This is a genomic window from Geobacillus sp. FJAT-46040 (assembly GCF_002335725.1).
In the GTDB taxonomy this organism is placed as follows: Bacteria; Bacillota; Bacilli; order Bacillales; family Anoxybacillaceae; genus Geobacillus; species Geobacillus thermoleovorans.
Genome location: NZ_NISS01000001.1, coordinates 1,488,145 through 1,508,570 on the forward strand (window position 1 = coordinate 1,488,145; position 20,426 = coordinate 1,508,570).

15 protein-coding genes and 1 pseudogene are annotated in these 20,426 nt (G+C 54.3%); 4 read left to right on the top strand and 12 right to left on the bottom strand.

Features of this window, described 5'->3' with window-relative positions; genetic code table 11:
- Positions 1–18: 18 nt before the first annotated feature.
- Entirely contained in the window at positions 19–681 is a 663-nt protein-coding gene (locus tag CD000_RS07985) for an SIMPL domain-containing protein (RefSeq protein ID WP_014195621.1), read from the top strand.
- Here the strand turns inward: CD000_RS07985 and CD000_RS07990 are convergent.
- The 6 genes and pseudogenes from CD000_RS07990 to CD000_RS08020 form a co-directional block, all read right to left on the bottom strand.
- Positions 671–1,420, bottom strand: coding sequence for a zinc ribbon domain-containing protein (locus CD000_RS07990; protein WP_096225394.1), 750 nt, complete (start codon positions 1,418–1,420; stop codon positions 671–673). The two genes, CD000_RS07985 and CD000_RS07990, sit on opposite strands and share 11 nt — an antisense overlap.
- Before the next feature lie 134 nt (positions 1,421–1,554).
- A pseudogene (locus tag CD000_RS07995) lies at positions 1,555–2,058 on the bottom strand (MFS transporter); the annotation flags it as partial.
- A gap of 160 nt (positions 2,059–2,218) precedes the next feature.
- Positions 2,219–2,953: a CAP domain-containing protein gene (locus tag CD000_RS08000; RefSeq protein ID WP_096225395.1), complete on the bottom strand. Its 735-nt coding sequence runs from the start codon at positions 2,951–2,953 to the stop codon at positions 2,219–2,221.
- A gap of 466 nt (positions 2,954–3,419) precedes the next feature.
- Positions 3,420–3,644, bottom strand: a complete 225-nt coding sequence (locus CD000_RS08005; RefSeq protein WP_096225396.1) for a glycoside hydrolase — start codon at positions 3,642–3,644, stop codon at positions 3,420–3,422.
- Between the two features lie 376 nt (positions 3,645–4,020).
- Positions 4,021–5,457 carry an NAD-dependent malic enzyme gene (locus tag CD000_RS08015; RefSeq protein WP_096225397.1) on the bottom strand — a complete coding sequence of 479 codons (1,437 nt, stop codon included), beginning with the start codon at positions 5,455–5,457 and terminating at the stop codon, positions 4,021–4,023.
- A 358-nt stretch (positions 5,458–5,815) separates the two neighbouring features.
- Positions 5,816–6,367: a DJ-1/PfpI family protein gene (locus CD000_RS08020; RefSeq protein WP_096225398.1), complete on the bottom strand. Its 552-nt coding sequence runs from the start codon at positions 6,365–6,367 to the stop codon at positions 5,816–5,818.
- A 145-nt stretch (positions 6,368–6,512) separates the two neighbouring features.
- On the opposite strand from CD000_RS08020, the gene CD000_RS08025 reads away from it, so the two are divergent.
- Both CD000_RS08025 and CD000_RS08030 read left to right on the top strand, forming a co-directional pair.
- The gene (locus CD000_RS08025; protein ID WP_096225399.1) at positions 6,513–7,241 is read left to right on the top strand and encodes an NAD-dependent deacylase; all 729 of its coding nucleotides are present in this window, start codon (positions 6,513–6,515) and stop codon (positions 7,239–7,241) included.
- The gene (locus CD000_RS08030; RefSeq protein WP_096225400.1) at positions 7,238–8,110 is read left to right on the top strand and encodes a fructosamine kinase family protein; all 873 of its coding nucleotides are present in this window, start codon (positions 7,238–7,240) and stop codon (positions 8,108–8,110) included. Before CD000_RS08025 ends, CD000_RS08030 begins: the two co-directional genes overlap by 4 nt.
- A 24-nt stretch (positions 8,111–8,134) precedes the next feature.
- Here CD000_RS08030 and CD000_RS08035 read toward each other — a convergent pair whose 3' ends face one another.
- The 5 genes from CD000_RS08035 to gltB all read right to left on the bottom strand — a co-directional run bounded on the left by CD000_RS08035 (position 8,135) and on the right by gltB (position 18,166).
- The gene (locus CD000_RS08035; RefSeq protein WP_096225401.1) at positions 8,135–10,228 is read right to left on the bottom strand and encodes a GDYXXLXY domain-containing protein; all 2,094 of its coding nucleotides are present in this window, start codon (positions 10,226–10,228) and stop codon (positions 8,135–8,137) included.
- A gap of 152 nt (positions 10,229–10,380) precedes the next feature.
- Entirely contained in the window at positions 10,381–11,127 is a 747-nt protein-coding gene (locus CD000_RS08040) for a hypothetical protein (RefSeq protein WP_096225402.1), read from the bottom strand.
- A 176-nt stretch (positions 11,128–11,303) separates the two neighbouring features.
- Positions 11,304–11,897 (bottom strand): phosphatase PAP2 family protein, encoded by a 594-nt coding sequence (locus tag CD000_RS08045; protein WP_096225403.1) that lies wholly within the window; start codon positions 11,895–11,897, stop codon positions 11,304–11,306.
- Positions 11,898–11,978: 81 nt separating this feature from the next.
- On the bottom strand, positions 11,979–13,463 hold the full coding sequence (locus CD000_RS08050) for a glutamate synthase subunit beta (protein ID WP_096225404.1): 1,485 nt from the start codon (positions 13,461–13,463) through the stop codon (positions 11,979–11,981).
- A gap of 143 nt (positions 13,464–13,606) precedes the next feature.
- Positions 13,607–18,166, bottom strand: a complete 4,560-nt coding sequence (gltB, locus tag CD000_RS08055) for a glutamate synthase large subunit (RefSeq protein WP_096225405.1) — start codon at positions 18,164–18,166, stop codon at positions 13,607–13,609.
- A gap of 125 nt (positions 18,167–18,291) precedes the next feature.
- Between gltB and gltC the strand changes: the two genes are divergently transcribed.
- A complete protein-coding gene (gene gltC, locus CD000_RS08060) occupies positions 18,292–19,203 on the top strand; it encodes a glutamate biosynthesis transcriptional regulator GltC (RefSeq protein WP_015374618.1) in 912 nt (303 codons plus the stop codon).
- Between the two features lie 198 nt (positions 19,204–19,401).
- Here gltC and CD000_RS08065 read toward each other — a convergent pair whose 3' ends face one another.
- Positions 19,402–20,388: an NADPH:quinone oxidoreductase family protein gene (locus CD000_RS08065; protein ID WP_096225406.1), complete on the bottom strand. Its 987-nt coding sequence runs from the start codon at positions 20,386–20,388 to the stop codon at positions 19,402–19,404.
- Positions 20,389–20,426: the final 38 nt, after the last annotated feature.

The following is a 20,426-nucleotide window of genomic DNA, read 5'->3' on the forward strand; positions in this document are numbered from 1 at the left end:
GCAGGAGGAGGGAACACGATGCAGCCTTGGCACCGCCCCACACCGCCAACCGCCTCCCGCGCCGCACTGACCGTCACCGGCCAAGGGACAGTCATCGCCAAGCCAGACACCGTCCTCATTGCGCTCGGGGTGCGCACCGAACACGTCCATATTCAAGAAGCGCTTGCTGACAACGCGAAACGCACCGACGCAGTCATTGGAGCACTCAAGGCGCTTGGCGTGCAAACAGAAGATTTGGAGACGACGGCGTTTTCCATCTATCCCCAATACGAACATCACAATGGAGCCGACGTATTATCCAGCTATGGAGTCGAACATTGGCTTGAAATCACCGTCCGCGACCCTAAAAAAGCCGGCGCCATTTACGAGGCGGCCGTTGCCCATGGAGCAAACCTCGCCCGCGGCTTGGAATTCCGTCTAGCAAACGAACAAGCCTATTACCAACAGGCATTGGCGTTGGCCGTGAAAAACGCCAAAGAAAAAGCGCTGGCCATCGCCCGCGCTCTCAGCTTGCCTCTTTATGACACGCCGATTGAACTGAAAGAACAGTCATCGATCCGGCCGACGCCATACGGTCCGGCTGTTCTCAGCGTTCCCTCATCAGCGCCACCTGTGCAGACGCAAGATGTTGTCATTACCGCCGTCGTGGAAGCGGTATTTGCTTATTCGTTCATTTCGTGATGTCGACTTCATGGACACGAGCGCCGCCAAACAGCTCGACGCGGGTGGTTTTCTTTTTCCCGTTCGAATGGACGATGGTCACAGCGTACGCGCCCGGCAAATACGGGCCGATTTTTTTGACAAATGGGTCTTTCGTCGCCTCCTCTTCCGTTTTCACCCCATTGACGACAAGCGACGCCTTCGGATCATCGACGCGCACATGGAGAAAATAGAGGGCTGGCTCAAACACATACCGGTCCTCAAACACATGAATCGTAAACACCGGCGGGTAAGATGTCAATCCTTTAATATACACGTGGCCGCTCTTGCGCTGGCGGGCAAACTCCCGATCTAGCTGTTTATACGCTTCTGGGTGCCGTTCCACATACGCGAACAACGGCGCCAACGTTTTCTCGTTGATCGGCACGCTTTCCTCCGTCACCCGCAGCATCGCCTGCAAAGCGGCCACATCGCGGTCTTCGATCGCATCTTTTAAACGCATAATGGCCATTTCTCGGCTCGCGGCCGTCTTCAACGCCCCATACCCGCTCCAAAGAAGCGTGCTCGCCCCCCACAGAACGACGATGGCGACAAGCAGCCAGCCGATGAGACGGTATTGCTTTTTTCTCCTCTTTTCCCGAGACAAAACGCGCGCCTGCTGCCTCTTTTCGCTGCGCGCCAACGCCGCGGCGCCGTTCTGACCGCCGCGGCTTCCCGTTTCCCCCTCAATGGCATCCGGTTCGAACACGCGCGGTTTCATGAGCGCTTCCCCTCTCCTTCTCGCTGTCTAGTTCCACTTTATGTCAGAGACAGGGAATATATGTTACACGAACAACGGTGCGCTTTTTATTATACCCGCCTGAGCGAAAAACGGATAGCCGTTTGCACCGCCCATTATCGCGAAAACGAAGCGTTCGGTCGCTCCATTCGCCGCCCGACTTGTTGAAACATCCAGGCGTATAAGGCCGCGCTTCCTAGCGCCAGCATCCCAAGGGCAACAAACGTCCATGCATAGCCGATCCATTCCGCCGCGGCGAGCGACAGCGGCGCCAACATCCGCCCAATCGTAAAACGGAGACTGGCGGCGGCAAAATATTGGCCGCGCATCGCCTCCGGAGCCAAGCGGGAAATGAACGACTGCTGCAAGCCAGCTGTCATCAACTCAGCCAGCGTAAACAGCGCCATGACCGCGATCAATCCGAGCAGCGAAGACGTTTGACTAAACAGCCACATCGAGATGCCGTATAAGACGGATGAACCGACAAACGCCTGCCGCTCCGAGTAGCGAGACATCCAACGCGTCACAGCCACCGTGCATAGTGCGACCAACAGACCGTTTTCGGCAATGAGCCAACTAAAGGCGCACGCGCCGTCAATCGTCCATCCTGCCAATGTTTTATAGGGGATCGGAGAAATATTTTTCAAATAAAAAAGGGCTGACCCAAAAGGGTGTTTTTCCTTAAACCAAACACAACATATTGTTTCATGCCTATATACATAATAAAAAAAAGTGTCCCGATCCTTTTGGGACACCCTCGACTTGCATTTCTTTTGTCTCTTACTTGCGGATGAATTGCTGCGTCCAAATATATCCATTTTCTTCAAAACCAACGCCGATGTGCGTAAAGTTTTTGTTCAAAATGTTCGCGCGGTGGCCTTCACTGTTCATCCACGCATTGACGACTTCCTGTGGTGTGCGTTGGCCTTTGGCGATGTTTTCCCCGGCAGCCGTGTACGAGATGCCGAATTTTTTCATCATCTCAAATGGAGAACCGTACGTCGGGCTGTTGTGCGAGAAGTAGCGGTTCACGGCCATATCGCGCGATTTTTCGCGTGCGACTTTGCTGAGGGCCAAGTCAACTTGAAGCGGCGGCAAGCCGTATTTTGCCCGCTCTTTATTCGTCAGTTCAACGACTTGTTGCTCATAGGCGTTTAAGCCAGTTGCTTTTTGCGGTGCTGCTGTTGGGGCCGTCGCTGGCGTTTTCGCCGGTGCTGGCGTATTCGCAGCCGGTTTCGTCGCTGGCTGTTTGACCGTTGCCGGCGCCTGCGGTTTTGTCGTTGGCTGTTTTGCCGCCGGTTGTTGTGTTGCCGGTTTTACGGGTTGGAACGACACGAACGGGAAGTATTGTTGCAGCCATTTCTCAAAATCTTGAACGTTTGTGCTGACATATTTTACTTGATACGCATTCGCTGTCGGACACGTCGTCCCAGCTGCTTCCGTTTTCGTTGCCGCGAACGAAGCGCCGGCGAGTGCGACCGAAGCTGCGATTGTTGCTACCATTTTTTTCTTCATCGGAATTCCTCCTTGTATCCTCTATTTGAAAGTTTCAGAGATATTGCGTCCGTCAGTCATGCCTACACGATGAGATTCGAAGAGGAACGGTTTCGTTGTTCCCTTGCCTTCGCCCTCATTATAACACGGGTTTTTTGTAATATTTTTGGGCTAAAATGGAAAAAACGCAGGCTGGCAACACCCGGAAAAACAAGCGCTTGTTTTCATTGCCAGTTGGCTGCCCATCACGGCAGTTGCAACGATTGGAAGCGGCATCCTTTCACTAACTGCCCTTCCTTTTTCCCCTCTATTATCCTAGCCACCCACATTTTTCTAGGAAAAAGGGAGTTGACAGCCTCTTTTTTGGACCATTTCGTTTAACAATTGTTACAGCTGTGTTACAAAACAGGGGAGATATTCACATTCTTGTTTTAAAAAAGAAGCTGGTGGCGATCAGCCCCAGCTTCTGTCATGATCTTTTTCGTTCCTAGTCGACAACGAGCACCGTTTGCACTTCATTCGGCTTCACCTCGACGGCAAACGTCCCGCATTCGTCCGCCGCGAGCGAGTCAAGCGGCTCCTCGTTGAGATTCGCGCGAAAAACGCCCGAAAACGGCTTGTTCCATTGGGACGCCGCCGTCGTTATCGTTGGCGTTGAATTGTAAAAGAGGAGCTTATCGGCATACAGCCGCACCCGTTCGACAAAGCGCATCGATCTCCATCTCCCACCGTCTCATCGTTTGCTACTATTTTAGCAAGAACGGATGGCGGTTGGCTATAGAGCGCCTCTTCTATTGCGATAGTTGATGCCCCTCAACCAACACCGGAATGCGTTCTTTATATTTCTCCACCCATCGCGGTTATGTTCGTCCGCCCCCTCAATGTTGCCGCTTAAAACGAGTTCCAGATGTTCATTGATTTTTTGGAAATATTGATTGATCATCGGCCATTCGCCCCTTAAGCGCTTGATTTCCTATCCCTAAACTAGATTTAGCCCGCCGCAGCCACGGTTAGACCCGCTCCTGCAGCCAAAAAAACGGCTTCCCCTATAAAGGAAACCGTCCGTCGGTTCCATCGCATTCCTTGCTTTACTGCCCTGTATATCCGCCAACCGGGATATTGTCCTTCCGCGCCACCCCAGTGCGGTAAGCGGCTTCGATGACCGCTTGTCTGACGCGTTCAACGACTTTGCTGTTGAAGACGCTCGGGATGATGTATGTTTCGTTCAATTCATCCTCCGTCACGACAGAGGCAATCGCCTTCGCAGCGGCAAGCTTCATTTCCTCGTTAATTTCTCTCGCCCGGCAGTCGAGCGCCCCGCGGAAAATGCCCGGGAAGCAAAGGACGTTGTTAATTTGGTTCGGATAATCAGAACGTCCGGTCGCCATAACGCGCACGTACGGTTCGGCCAGCTCCGGATCAATTTCCGGAGTCGGGTTGGCCATCGCAAACACGATCGGGTCGCGCGCCATTTTTTTCACATCTTCCACTTTTAAAATGCCGGGAGCTGAGACGCCAATAAACACATCTGCGCCGGCGATGACATCGGACAAGCTTCCTTTCAGATTATCCGGGTTCGTGATTTGCGCATATTCTTGCCAATACGGATTTTCATACGTTTCATCGCGATGGATGGCGCCGTGGCGGTCGACCCCGATAATGTTGCGTACGCCGGCCGCAAGCAAAATTTTCGTGCAGGCGATGCCAGCGGCGCCAATGCCGGTGAGAACCACCTTAATGTCCTCGAGCTTTTTGTCGACGATTTTCAACGCATTAAGCAACCCGGCCAAGAGCACGACCGCCGTGCCGTGTTGGTCGTCATGGAACACCGGGATGTCGAGCTCTTCCTTCAACCGCTTTTCAATCTCAAAGCAGCGCGGAGCGGAAATGTCTTCGAGGTTAATGCCGCCAAACGCCGGGGCGATCGCTTTCACAATTTGGATGATCTCTTCCGTATCTTTCGTGTTCAAGCAAATCGGAAACGCGTCCACTCCGGCAAATTCCTTAAACAGCATCGCTTTCCCTTCCATGACCGGCATCGCCGCATACGGGCCGATGTCGCCCAGCCCGAGCACCGCGGTGCCGTCCGAAACCACGGCTACCGTATTCCGTTTAATCGTCAACGAATACGCCTTGCGCGGATCTTCAGCGATGGCCGTGCAGACGCGCGCCACGCCAGGCGTATACACCCGCGACAAGTCATCACGCGTTTTCACTGGGATTTTTGAATTTGTTTCAATTTTCCCCCCGATGTGCATCAAAAACGTGCGGTCGGAAACGTTGATGATTTTGACGCCTTGAATTTTTTTCAGCGCCTCAATGATCAAATCGCACTGCTTCGTGTCGAGCGCGCTGACGGTGATGTCGCGCACCGTATGGACTTTGCTTGATGAAATGACGTCAATCCCGACAATGTCCCCGCCCGCTTTGCCAATCGCGGCGGCGATATCGCTGAATGAGACGATATCTTTTTCGAACTGGAGACGAATCGTAATGTTCATCGCTGCCCCGCCTGGTAATGCCATAGATAACCGCCTTCCTTTTCTCTATTTCATGGTAAGACACTCTATGGTACAAATGTTATCTCATGAATGGGAAAAAGACAACCCTTATCCTCCATCAACCTCTTTGCCGCGGCCGCTTCTTGCTTACCGCCGCATTGCGTTTAGGCTTGGGGCTATGCAGTCCATTTTCGAATTCGCCACCGGTGCGGCCGTCCCATTCGGCATCTATTGGGCAATCAAAGCACGGAACAAAACGGAGGTCGCCAAGCAACCATCTGTCCTGCCGCCCCACACGGTTGGTCCGAACGGCAAACGGTCGGCGACACAACAAAACAACGGCCTCCCTTCCTTTAGCCCAAAGGGAGGCCATTCTCTTCCACTATTGAAGCAAGCGGAGAAACTCGCGCATAAACGCCGGCAAATCCGGCCACGCATGGGCGGAGACAAGGTTGCCGTCAACATGGACCGTATTGTCAGACACATACGTTGCTCCGAGCGCTTCGACACCGGGTTTGCAGGCAATATACGCTGTCAAGCTCCGTCCTTTCAACAAATCCGGCATCGTTTCAAAAATGAGCGAGGCGTGGCAAATTGCGGCAATCGGCTTATTCGCCTCAAAGAAATGACGGACGATGCGCTGCACGTTTTCATCAAGGCGAATGTATTCCGGCGCCCGCCCGCCTGGAATGACTAACGCATCGTATTGCGTCGGGTCAACCTCGGCGAACGATGCATGGGCGTCGATCAAATAGCCTTGTTTTTCCACATACGTATCCCAGTCGGCAAAATCATGGACAACGGTGTGCAGTTTCTTTTTCTTCGGCGCGGCAATCGTTACGTCATGCCCTTCCTCCAACAAACGATAATACGGATAATACACCTCCAGCGCCTCAACAGCGTCGCCGGTGATGATCAACACTTTTTTGCTCATGGATTCCCGCCTCCTTGTCCATTTTTTTCTTTCATTTCTATCATACTGGAAACGAGCGAAAAGGAAAAGTAAAATGATTGGTGGAAAGGTATGAAGCAGCAGAAACGAGAGTCGCTATGGTTGCGACAGTAAGGAGGGAAACAGAATGACCATCACCTCATGGCTGGCCACCTCGCGCCACACCGTCGTGCTGACCGGCGCCGGCATGTCAACCGAAAGCGGGCTGCCCGATTTCCGCTCGCCGCGCACCGGGCTGTGGGCGCGTTTTAACCCGAGCGAACTCGCTACCATCGATGCGCTGTACCATCGCCGCGAATCGTTCGTCGAGTTTTACCAATATCGCATTCGCACCTTGCAACAATGCCAACCGCATGACGGACACCGCTTATTGGCCGATTGGGAGCGGCGCGGGATCGTGCAAACGATTGTGACGCAAAATGTCGATGGCTTTCACCAAGAAGCGGGAAGCCGACGCGTCATCGAACTTCATGGCTCGCTCCGCACCGTCCATTGTCAGCGGTGCGGGGAGTCAAAACCCAGCTTTGTCTATTTGCACGGTGTGTTGACGTGCGAATGCGGCGGAGTTTTGCGCCCGTCGGTCGTGCTGTTTGGCGAGCCGCTGCCGGAGAAAGCCATCGATCAAGCGTGGGAAGCGGCCCGCCAAGCGGACTTGTTCGTTGTGCTCGGCTCCTCTCTGCAGGTATCCCCAGCCAACCAGCTGCCGCTTGTTGCCAAGCGGAGTGGGGCTAAACTCGTGATCATCAATTGGGAACCGACGGAACTGGACGATCTCGCCGATGCTGTCATCCATCAGCGAAAAATCGGTGAAGTGCTGAACGAGCTCAATGAGCAGTTGGCGGAGGTGGATCCATGACCAAAGAAACGATGTTGCAAATGGCGCTCGAATCGATCGGCGACCACTCCCACATCCGCCATTGGCGCCGCGTATCAGGCGGCGACATCAATGACGTCTATCGCGTCCAAAGCGGCAAACAAACGTACTTTATCAAAATGCAACGTTTCCCGCCGAGTGGATTTTTCGCTGCCGAACAGATGGGCCTCGAGCTGATCAGGCAAGCACGCGCCATCAACGTTCCGCATACCTTCGGCTTCGGGGAAGCGGACGGCTGGGGCTGGCTCGTCTTGGAGTGGATCGAAGGAACAGAAACGGAACAGACGGCCGAACAGCTCGGCCGCGGCCTTGCCCGCCTCCATCAATGCCGCGGACCGGCGTTCGGGCTTGACCGCGATACCTATATCGGCATGCTGCCGCAGCGCAACGGCTGGTACGGCCGCTGGACCGACTATTACCGCGACGCCCGCCTTAGACCACAAATAACGCGAGCGGCGGAGAGAGGCCTCCTGCCCGTCAAGCGGCGCAAACGTCTCGAATGGCTGCTCGAGCGGCTTGACCAATGGCTCCCGGATGACTGTTTTCCGTCGCTTTTGCATGGCGATTTATGGAGCGGCAACTGGATTCCAGGACCAGACGGAGTGCCGTATTTGATCGATCCGTCTGTTTTATATGGCCATCATGAGTTTGAGATCGCGTTTACCGAGCTGTTTGGCGGCTTCCCAGTCCGGTTTTATGATAGCTATCGCGAGCTTATGCCGCTCTCGGCTGATTATCATGGCCGAAAACCACTCTACCAGCTGTTTTACTTGCTCGTTCATCTAAATTTATTTGGCGAAACATACGGCAGCGCGGTTGACCGCGTGCTGGATCGTTACGCGGGGGAGTAGTTTTTCCTGCTTCCCCCGCCATCCTTATTCAGCACGGATCGCTTCGAGCAGCGCATCACCGTTTTCGCTCACGCGCACATAGGCAAACCGAACATTCTCTTGCCGTTTCATCCCCGTTTTTTCCGGAATGAAATACGATTCAATGCCATACACGACTTGCGGGCCGTGAAACGTACCGGTGATGATCACATCCCCCGGTTGCGGCGTGTATCCCGGCCTTTTTTCCCCATTGACCATATATACGCCATCCAAACGGTGCACCCCGTCCTCTCCTTTTCGCAGCCCGACTTGCACCCGTCCGCTTCCATCAAGCGACGGAATGGTGGAAATATCGTACCGAAGCTGAATATAATCCCCTTGCAGCATGGAACGCGGATCCACCGGCTCAAGCTCCAGCTTTACGACATCACCATATCGCAGCAATCGCTCTTTTTGCCACACGGTATAACCTAAAAATGAAAATTGAGCGATCACGACTATGAGCGTCCACAATGAAACGCGCCGCCCCCAGCGCACTCCCTTGGCCCATGTGAAGCCATTCCGTTTCTCGAGCCACAATGTCCATGCAAGCAACGCCACGCCTGCCGCCAGCAAGCTGATCGATTTATGAAGCAAATTCCAGGCGAACTCGTAATATTTCAGCACGAGATAAAGCGCCGTGTACACCCAAGCGGTCTTCCGCTCCAGTTGCCGACCGCGGAAAAGAAAGAAGGCAAGCGCCAAGACCATGACGATATTCAACGCCACGTACAGTCCATCAACCGCAAATACATCGGCGCTCGTCGCGATCCCAAGCGCTCCGAACGCCAAGACAAGCGGAGTGAGAAACGGCGTTCCGCGAAAGCGGCCATACGCATACAACCCGCCGTTGACCAAAGCCAAGGTGAGCAACACCGTCCGGCCGTCATCCATCGCCGAACTTAAGGCGATCCCGAAATAGACCGTCAGCGCCGCCGTCGTCAACCGGCGCACTCCGCTGTCTGATGACCGGATGATGCCAATCGCAAGCCCAATGGCATAGAGGAACAGAGCCAGCCGCGAGACCTCCCCCGCCATCGCCACCCCGAGCCCATAACCAACAGCCAGCAGAGTATAACGAACGACCGCATTCCAATGCCGGCCCAATGAGGCGGGAACGACAAATCCAAAGATGGAAATGAAAAAGAGCACATAAGGCGACCATGACTCTGTCCAAAGAAAATACAAGCCAAGCAGGCTTTGGATGGCCAACGCGGAAGCCGCAAGTGTGACAATCGCCTGAAACGCCGCCAAAAACCATTTCCCGGCTTTCGTCTTTGCTGAAAACAGCCCCGTGCGCCGCAATAGCACAACGCCCCCGTACAACACGGCAGCAGCCGCCATAAGCCCAATGAGAAGCAGCCACGTTTCAAAATGATCTGCGAGCAAGCGAATGTATTGAATGAACAAAAACAGTCCAGCAAACAAACTCGTCAACAACACGTACGGCCGCTGTTTGGCGATGACAAGAAAATAATAAAGCAACACGGCGAGCAACAAGGCATACACGTATGGCCACCATGCGTCGCGCCCATAGGAAAACCCAGTTATGTCCATCACAAGCAGCCAACCTTGCATGGCTAGGTAAGCGAAACAACGGATGAGCGGTGTCCGAGCAAACACAACGAGCGCACCGTTTACGATCACAAATAACGACAGCACGCCAAACGAAGACCATTCCGTCCACTCAATCCGATAAGCGGACGGAAAATAATAAAACCAGCACGCAAGCTGCAACAACACAAGCGCGATCACCGACAGAGCCCGTTCTTTTGTCAGCAGCGCCAACAAAGCGGTTGGCGCAAGCCAGACAAGAAACAGCCAATAACTGTCCGCATGCGAGTTGTACATTTGACCGACCAACGCCAACGCAATGCCAAATGACAACACTCCGCTGATCAACATCCAACGCCCTAAGAAACGACGGCGGCCCCAAAGCGCCGCGCTTGCGATGTAAAATGCCGCCATCATGCCGATGCTGATCCCGACTTTCACCTCTCGCTCCATCTCCGGCCAATTGGCGGCAAAAAAATACACCATCCCGGCAATCATGCACAAAAACGCCAACGCATACCCCGTTTTCACGACGCGGGCCGCCATATCGCTTCCTCCCCTTGTGGCTCGAATCTTTCTCTCTATAAAATATGCTGAAAAAGCTGTCTAGAAGACCAGTGAAAACACGCCTCATTCCATCGTATTTTCCTAGTTGCCGCTCACCCTTTAGACTGTTTTCTTTATTGCAGTACAGGACACTATGGTTGGAGATCATTTTTTAAGTGGAAAATGTCCATATCATGCTCTGCCACTTTTTTGATCAAATAGTTGATCGATGACTGTTGCGAAGAGAACTGCCGCGAAGCCATGTCAAGAGCGGCCTGATGCTTATGGAGCATGTTCTCGATATAGCGAAAGTGGCTCCGCATTTCTAGTGTGAGGTTGTCAACTTTTTCTTCGACCCGTTCAACTTTCCCTTCAAGCCGTTGCTGTCCTTCTTTCAATGTTTGCACATCGCCTTCGACCGCATCCATGTCGGCTTTCAGGGTTTGCACATCGCTTTTGACCGCGTTCATGTCGGCTTTCAGGGTTTGCACATCGCCTTTGACCGCGTTCATATCCACCTTTAATGTGCGCACATCCTCCTCAACCCGGTGAAGCCGTTGGTCCAAGCGGGCTTGTCCCTCCTGTAACAACTGCACTTCATCTACCAAACGCGCCTGGCCTTCCTTGAGCACTTGCACCTCGCCTTCGAGGCGCGCTTGCCCTTCCTTGAGCGCTTGCACCTCGCCTTCGAGGCGCGCTTGCCCTTCCTTGAGTGCTTGCACCTCACCTTCGAGGCGCGCTTGCCCTTCCTTGAGCACTTGCACCTCGCCTTCGAGGCGCGCTTGCCCTTCTTGAAGCGCTCGGACATTTCCTTCGATCCGATCGAGCCGCACGTGGATGGGATTGAGCTTTTGGTCAAGCAGTTCGGCCATCATTTGCACGAGTTCGGCTTGCCCCATCGTTTCACCTCCTTTTCCCCATTGTATCATTGTCTCGGTCAACGCGATAGTATAGAAAAAGAGATTTTCTCCCTAATTTCGACAACGGCAAAGCTCAACACAAAGCCGCAAAATTTGCTTTTCACCGCGCGAAATCAAAACAAAAATCGTTTTTTGTCCATGTTCTAAAATCCGCTTCAGCGAGTGAACCTACGGTAAAGAGCCAGGCAGGCTGATACATAGGCAACCCCGAGCAAAAACCCACCAAGCACATCAGACGGATAATGCACTTGCAGACTTAACCTGCTTAAGCCAGTCAACAGGGCAAGCGCTCCAAAAACGCCGTAAATCGCGGCCCGCTCGCCTCGCTTCGTGCGCGTTTGCGCCAAAAAGTACGCCAAAATCAACAAGTAAATCGTCCCGATCATCGCGTGGCCGCTTGGAAAACTAAATCCACCTTCAGCATGAGGAGGTCGAGGCCGTCCAATGATATGTCTTAGCCACTCATTGATGCCATATCCCCCGCCAACAGCGGCCACAACCAACACCATTCCGTAGACGTCGCGGCGAAAAAACCATAAACCAATGACAAGCATAATGCTGATGATGCCAATCGTCTTTCCATTGCCAAGAAACGTAAACGGATCAAGCCAATTCCAATAATCAAACAGACGCAGCCCCTCTTCATCCATTCTCTCTGTCCATCCAGCGGCCACGCCTGTCCAAACAAGCAAAAAAAGGCCAAGACTCATAGCCGCGGTGATCCATAATCGTCGATTCATGTTGAGCATCACTCTCCTTCCATCTCTTTCTTTTCCCTCCAAACGAAAAAAATCCTCCTTAAAAAGCGATGCTTTTTAAGGAGGAGGGGATCACCACGGCAACTTCGTCTCTCCCATCAGGAACCGATCGACTTCACGAGCCGCCCCGCGGCCTTCGTGGATGGCCCAGACAATTAAACTTTGGCCGCGGCGGGCGTCGCCAGCCGCAAACACGCCTTCGATATTGGTCGTATATTTGCCGTACGGGGCTTTCACTTTATTGTTCACTGTTTCCACGCCAAACTGCTTCAACACCGGCTGCTCTGGCCCTTCAAACCCGATGGCGATAAACACCAAATCACACGGCCATACTTGTTCCGTCCCCGGAATTTCTTTAAAGATCGCTTTGCCGTTTTCATCAATGATTTTTTCCATTTGAATCGTATGCAGCTCTTTCACGCGGCCGTGCTCGTCGCCTACGATTTTTTTCGTTTGAATGCAATATTGACGCGGGTCTGCCCCAAATTTCGCCTTCGCTTCCTCATACGCATAATCAAGCGTGAAAACGAGCGGATATTGCGGCCAAGGGTTATTGTCTGGGCGCTTGTCCGGCAAAGCCGGGTGTTTGCCGAACTGGACGACGCTTTTGCAGCCTTGGCGCAGCGCGGTCGCCACGCAGTCGGCGCCCGTATCGCCGCCGCCGATCACAATGACATGTTTGTCTTTGGCATCAATAAACTGGCCATCGGCAAAGTTGGAATCCAATAAACTTTTCGTCACGCCCGTCAAATAATCCATCGCAAAATGGACGCCCTCCAGCTCACGGCCTTCAATGGCCAAATCGCGCTGCTTTTGCGCACCGATGCACAAGACGACGGCGTCGTACTGAGCACGCAGTTCGTCAGCCGTAATATCTTTGCCGACTTCGGTGTTCGTAATAAACGTGATGCCTTCCTCTTCGAGCAGACGCACCCGCCGCTCGACCACTTCTTTTTCCAACTTCATATTCGGAATGCCGTACATCAATAAGCCGCCGATGCGGTCAGCCCGCTCATACACCGTCACCGAATGGCCAGCTTGGTTAAGTTGGTCGGCACAGGCGAGCCCAGCCGGGCCAGAGCCGACGATGGCCACTTTTTTCCCTGTTCTTGTTTTCGGAATGCGCGGTTTCACCCATCCCTCGGCAAACCCTTTATCAATAATAGCCCGTTCAATCCCTTTAATGGCAACCGCCGGGTCGGAAATCGCCACCGTGCATGACCCCTCGCACGGCGCCGGGCAGACGCGGCCGGTGAATTCCGGGAAGTTGTTCGTTTTCAACAAACGATCAAGCGCTTCTTTCCAGCGGCCTCGGTACACCAAATCGTTCCATTCCGGGATCAAGTTGTGCACCGGACACCCCGAAGTCAGGCCGTTTAGCTCCAATCCCATATGACAAAACGGCGTGCCACAGTCCATACAGCGGGCGCCTTGGCGGGCCAGCACGTCTTCGGAAAACGGCTGCGTGTATTCTTTCCAATCATCAAGACGGGAAAGCGGATCGCGCTTTTTCTCTTCCTCGCGTGCATATTCCATAAATCCTGTTGCTTTTCCCACGATGGTTCCCCTCCTTCTTTCCGTACGTATCCTCTCTTCTCTCATGCGGCCTTCCCGCCTGTTGGCCGATCAAAAAGCGGGCCCCGCGAAGCCGCGGAGCCGAAGCGGCGTCGTCACTTCGCGGCCAATCGCAAGCCACAGCGTTACTTCGCCACCGCTTGCAGCTGATGGACGCCGCCGACAGCCGCTTTTTTCTGTTTTGCCACCGTTTCAAACGCCGCCATGACAGCTTCTTCGTGCGAAAGCCCGGACTGTTCGAGCGTTTCGATCGTCTCAATCATCAGTTTGTAATTGCGCGGAATAACTTTGACGAAGCGGCGGACGTAATCGTCCCACTCGTCGAGCACCAATGCAGCCCGCGGGCTTCCTGTATAGCGGTAATGGTTTTCGATCATCCGGCGCACGTCGCGAATTTCTTCCTCGTCTTCGAGCCGCTCAAATGAGACGAGCTCAAGGTTGGCGGTTTGCTGCCAGCTGTCTTCATCGGCAAGAACGTAAGCGATCCCACCGGACATGCCGGCGGCGAAGTTTTTGCCAACCGAACCGAGGATGACGACGCGGCCGCCGGTCATATATTCACAGCCGTGGTCGCCGACGCCTTCGACAACAGCATGGACGCCGCTGTTGCGGACGCAGAACCGCTCCCCAGCGCGGCCGCGAATGTACGCTTCGCCGCTTGTAGCCCCGTAAAACGCCACGTTGCCAATGATGACGTTGTCAGCTGCGGCAAACGGCGCCTCATGCGGCGGACGGACGATCACTTTGCCGCCGGAAAGCCCTTTGCCGACGTAGTCGTTCGCGTCGCCGACGAGCTCGAGCGTCATCCCTTTCGGCACAAACGCCGCAAAACTTTGCCCGGCCGATCCGGTGAAATGGAGGCGGATCGTATCATCCGGCAACCCTTCCTCACCGTAGCGTTTCGAAATCTCGCTGCCGGTCATCGCCCCGACCGTGCGGTGGACGTTGCGGATGGCGAGGTGAAGTTCGACCGGCTCCTGCCGTTCAAGCGCTGGCTGCACCGCCGGCAAAATTTCTGTATGATCAAGCGTCTCTTCCAAACGATGGTTTTGCCCTTTGATGCAAGTGCGCGGTCCATCGACTTGGTACAGAAGACGCGACAGATCGAGATGTTTCGCTTTCCAATGCGCTTTCGCCCGCTCGCTTACCTTCAAGACATCGACGCGGCCGACCATTTCGTCGATCGTGCGGAAGCCGAGCTCCGCCATAATTTCCCGCACTTCTTGAGCGACAAAGTACATAAAGTTGACGACATGTTCTGGCTTCCCGGTGAATTTTTTACGCAGTTCCGGATTTTGCGTCGCCACGCCGACCGGGCATGTATCCAAATGGCAGACGCGCATCATGACACAGCCTAAAACGACGAGCGGTGCCGTCGCAAATCCGAATTCTTCGGCCCCAAACAGCGCAGCCATCACAACGTCACGGCCGGTCATCAACTTGCCGTCGGTTTCTAGAACGACGCGGTCGCGCAACCCATTGAGCATGAGCGTCTGATGCGTTTCCGCCAAACCAAGCTCCCACGGCAGGCCGGCATGTTTAATGCTCGTTTTCGGCGACGCACCCGTGCCGCCGTCATAGCCGCTGATGACGATGACATCGGCGTTCCCTTTCGCCACGCCAGCCGCGATTGTGCCGACGCCGGCCTTGGCGACGAGCTTGACGCTGATGCGCGCGTCTTTGTTGGCGTTTTTCAAATCGTAAATGAGCTGGGCCAAGTCTTCGATCGAGTAAATGTCATGGTGCGGCGGCGGGGAAATGAGCTCGACTCCCGGCGTTGAGCCGCGCACTTTGCCGACCCACGGATACACTTTATTGGCCGGAAGCTGGCCACCTTCACCTGGTTTTGCCCCTTGCGCCATTTTGATTTGCAATTCGTCAGCGTTAACCAAATAATGGCTTTTTACGCCAAAACGCCCGGACGCCACTTGTTTAATCGCGCTGCGGCGCCAGTCGCCGTTGTCGTCTTTCACATAGCGGGCCGGGTCTTCGCCGCCCTCGCCGCTGTTGCTTTTTCCGCCGATCCGGTTCATGGCGATCGCCAGCGCCTCATGCGCTTCTTGGCTGATCGAACCGAACGACATCGCGCCGGTTTTAAAGCGGCGGACGATCGATTCAACCGGCTCGACTTCGTCAATCGGCACCGGAGGGCGCTTCGAATCGAAGTCGAACAAGTTGCGCAAAAACGTCAACTGTTCTTCATTCGCCAGTTTGGAATATTGTTTATACAAATTGTAGTCGTTTTTCCGGCACGCCCATTGCAACAAATGGATCGTCTTCGGGTTGAACGCGTGATGTTCGCCGTTGCGCCGCCATTGCAGCTCGCTGCCTGCATCGAGCACATCGTCTTCATGCCGCGCTCCGAAAGCGGCTTCGTGGCGCATTTTCGCTTCTTTCGCAATTTCCGCAAGCCCGATGCCGCCGATTTGCGACGCCGTGCCGGTGAAGTATTCCTCAATGACATCGTCGCCGATGCCGATCGCTTCAAAAATTTGTGCGCCGCGGTAGCTTTGCACCGTCGAAATGCCCATTTTCGACATCACTTTGACGACGCCGTCAACAGCCGCCTTGATGTACGTTTTCGCTGCTTCCCGGTACGACAAGGCGATGACGCCGTTTTCTGACGCTTGGCGGATGGTCTCGAGCGCCAAGTACGGGTTGATGGCGTCCGCCCCGTAGCCGATGAGCGCCGCAAAATGGTGCACTTCACGCGCTTCGCCGCTTTCGACAAGCAGGCTGACGTTCGTGCGCGTCCCGTTGCGGACAAGATGCTGGTGAAGCCCACTTACCGCAAGCAACACTGGAATCGCCACATGTGTTTCATCAACGCCGCGGTCGGACAGAACGAGAAGCGTCGCGCCGCTTTCAACCGCCTCATCCGCTTTGGCGAACAGCTCGTCAAGCGCTCGTTTCAAGTCATCCGTAAACAGCGTCGGCAGCACCGCGCACGCAAATTCCGGGTACGGATTGGCTTTTAACGCTGCGAGCTCTTCGTTCGTCAATAGCGGAGTTTCCAAGCGGATGCGCCGCGCCGCTTTGGCGTCCGGATGCAAAATGTTCCCTTCTTTGCCAAGCAGCGTCATCGTCGAGGTGACGACATATTCGCGGATCGCATCAATCGGCGGATTTGTCACTTGGGCAAACAGCTGTTTGAAGTAGTTAAACAAACTTTGCGGCCGTTCCGACAGCACCGCCAGCGGAGCGTCCATGCCCATCGCACCCGTCGGGTCTTTCCCTTCCGTCGCCATCGGCAAAATCATTTTTTCGACATCTTCGAACGTGTAGCCGAACGCTTTTTGCAGTTTGACGAGTTGCTTCGGCGCTTCGACGTCCTCCGGAATTTCCAGATCGCCAAGCGTGATCATTTGCTCGTTGATCCATTGGCGATATGGCTTTTCATGAGCCATTTCTTCCTTGATTTCCTGGTCGGAGATGATGCGCCCTTGCTCGAGGTCAACCAAAAGCATTTTCCCCGGGCTCAGCCGTTCCTTATATAAAATGTTGTTCGGGTCGACATCGATGACGCCGACTTCGGACGAGAAAATAATGTAGTCGTCTTTCGTCACGTAATAGCGGGCCGGACGCAAGCCGTTCCGGTCCAAAATGGCGCCGATTTGCCTGCCGTCGGTGAACGAAATCGCCGTCGGGCCGTCCCACGGCTCCATCAAACAGCTATGATACTCGTAAAACGCCTTTTTCGCCCCGTCCATTTGTTCATCCCAAAACCACGGTTCCGGAATGAGCATCATCGCGACATGGGCTGGATTACGGCCAGCAAGAACGAAAAATTCGAACGCATTGTCCAAAATCGACGAGTCGCTGCCGTTCGTATCCAAAATCGGCACGACTTTTTCCAAATCCGCGCCGAACGCTTCCGACACAAATTGCTTCTCGCGCGCCGTCATCCAGTTGACATTGCCGCGCAGCGTGTTGATCTCGCCGTTATGGATCAAATAGCGGTTCGGATGGGCCCGCTCCCAGCTCGGGAACGTGTTCGTGCTGAAGCGCGAGTGCACGAGGGCAAACGCCGAACGGAACCGTTCATCTTGCAAATCCAAATAAAACGCATCGATTTGTTCCGGCGTAAGCAACCCTTTATAAACGATCGTCCGACTCGAGAAGCTCGCTACATAGCACTCGTTGTTTTCCACACATTTTTCGAATTGTTTGCGGATCACATACAGCTTCCGTTCAAACGCCAACTCATCAGCCACGTCATCACTTGCCGCGACAAACACTTGGCGGATGAACGGCTGGCTTTGCCGCGCCAGTTTGCCAAGCTTTTCACGATCAACTGGAACTGTCCGCCATCCGAGCAGCCGTTGCCCTTCTTGAGCGACGATCTCATTGAACATCGATTCATAGTACGCCCGTTTCGCTTCCTCTTCCGGCAAAAAGAACATCCCGACCCCGTAGCGCCCTTTTTCCGGCAAGTTCATCCCGCCGCACACCGCTTGAAAATACTCATGCGGAATTTGCGTCATAATGCCCGCGCCATCGCCCGTTTCCGGATCGCTCCCTTGTCCGCCGCGGTGTTCAAGCTGGCGAAGCATATGAAGTGCCTTTTTGATAATGTCGTGCGACGGTTTTCCTTTCAAATGCGCATAAAACCCGATCCCGCATGCATCATGCTCAAATTCCGGGCGATATAACCCTTGCGCTTCCGGTAATCCGTAGTGTTTCATGCTGCCTTCCCCTCCCGTTCCGAATTGTCTGTAATATTCATTGTAGTTTTCAAAATTAATATAAACAATATATAATTTAGATAAAATCCATCTCATTTTGCGATCAATCAAAAGGAGGGAGAAAAATGGAGCTGCGGCAACTGCAATATTTCGTGGAAGTCGCCCGGCGCGAACACGTCTCCGAAGCCGCCGATGCCCTCCATGTCGCGCAGTCGGCGATCAGCCGGCAAATTGCCAACCTCGAAGCGGAGCTTGGCGTGCAGCTGTTTGAACGGGAAGGGCGAAACGTGAAGCTCACCCCGATCGGCCGCCATTTTTTGCCGCACGCCGAAGCGGTGTTAAAGGCGGTCGAGGATGCAAAGCAACAAATCGAAGAGTATTTGGACCCGGAACGCGGAACGATTAAAATCGGGTTTCCAACAAGCCTGGCAAGCCACATGATGCCGATGGTCATCTCCGCCTTTAAAGCGGAGCACCCAAACGTCTCGTTCCATCTCCGCCAAGGGTCGTACTATTATTTAATCGAAGCGGTGAAAAAACGGGAGATCGACCTTGCCTTTCTCGGACCGATTCCGGTTCGTGAAATCGGCATTAAAGGAGAAATTTTGTTTTCCGAACCGTTTGCCGCCCTCCTGCCGAACAGCCATCCGCTCGCCCGCCGCGACCGGATCGTATTGAACGAACTGCGCCATGATCCATTTGTAACGTTTCCAAAAGGATACATTTTGCATCAAATCGTTATTGACGCTTGCCACCAAGCCGGATTTTCGCCCAACATTTCATCGGAAGGCGAAGATCTCGATGCCATTAAAGGGCTTGTCTCCGCTGGCATCGGCGTGACCCTCCTGCCGGAAAGCGCCTTGTCGGAAAGCCTTCTTCGCTACGCCGCCAAAGTGCCAATCGAGATGCCGCAAGTAAAGCGCAACGTCGGCATTATCATTTCCGACCACCACGAACTCGCTCCGTCGGTGAAAGTGTTTTACCGGTTTGTGAAAGACTTTTTCGCGGAGCTCGAGCGGTATCAATTGCGGGGGTGAACGCTCCCCCGCCTACGCTCACATCGAAAAATGGGTTCGAGATCACAAAAAAAGACGCAGGTGCTTCCCCCTGCGTCTTTCCTTTCTTCTTCTGCACACTTCCCCTTTCCGTCGCCTTCACTCATCAAGGATCATTCAAAAAGAAGATGTGGAGAGCACCAAGTTCGGACGCTGCTTCCGTTCGATTGCGTCCGAACGTCATCCTAACCGCACGACCGTCCGGCCGCGCAGCTCGCCGCGCAAAATGCGCTCAAGCGCTTGCGGCAATTCAGCGAGCGAAATCTCTTGAGCAATCCGCTCCAAATCCGGCTTTAAGTCGCCAGCGAGCCGCTCCCAAATGCGGAGGCGCACATCCATTGGACAATAGACGGAATCAACGCCAAGCAAGCTGACGCCGCGCAAAATGAATGGATGGACGGTTGTCGGCACCTCGACGCCGCCTGTCAACCCACTCACCGCCACCGCTCCGCCGTAGCGGATGCGGCTTAACACCGTCGCCAGCGTCCGGCCGCCGACCGGGTCGACCGCCGCGGCCCAGCGCTGCTTATCAAGCGGACGAATGCGTTCAGCCGTGACGTCTTCGCGCGTCAACACTTCCTTGGCGCCGAGGGCGCGCAAATAGTCGTGCTCCGCCGTTTTGCCTGTGCTCGCTTCCACCGTATAGCCGCGCTTTGATAGCATCGACACAGCCAGACTCCCGACGCCGCCCGTCGCCCCCGTGACAAGCACCGGTCCGCGTTCCGGCGTCAACCCATGCTCCTCAAGCCGGTGAATGGACAATGCCGCCGTAAACCCAGCCGTGCCGATCGCCATCGCTTCTTTCAACGTCAACCCTTTTGGCAGCGGCACGAGCCAATCGCCGTGCAGGCGAGCATATTCACTGTAGCCCCCGAAATGCGTCACACCGATTTCATATCCGGTCGCGATCACCTCGTCCCCTTCGCGGAAGCGCGGATGTTGCGACGAAACAACCACCCCGGCCAAATCAATTCCCGGCACGAACGGATACGTTTTCACAATTTTGCCGTCCGGAATGGACGCCAATCCATCTTTGTAGTTGACGCTTGAATAATGGACGCGGACAACGACGTCTCCTTCCGGCAAATCATCCATGGATATCGTCTGCACGCCGGCGGTAAATTCTGTTTCGGTTTTGTTGACGACAAACGCTTGAAATGCGGACATCATTCCTCTCCCTTTCTTCATGCATTCTTCTCTCATGT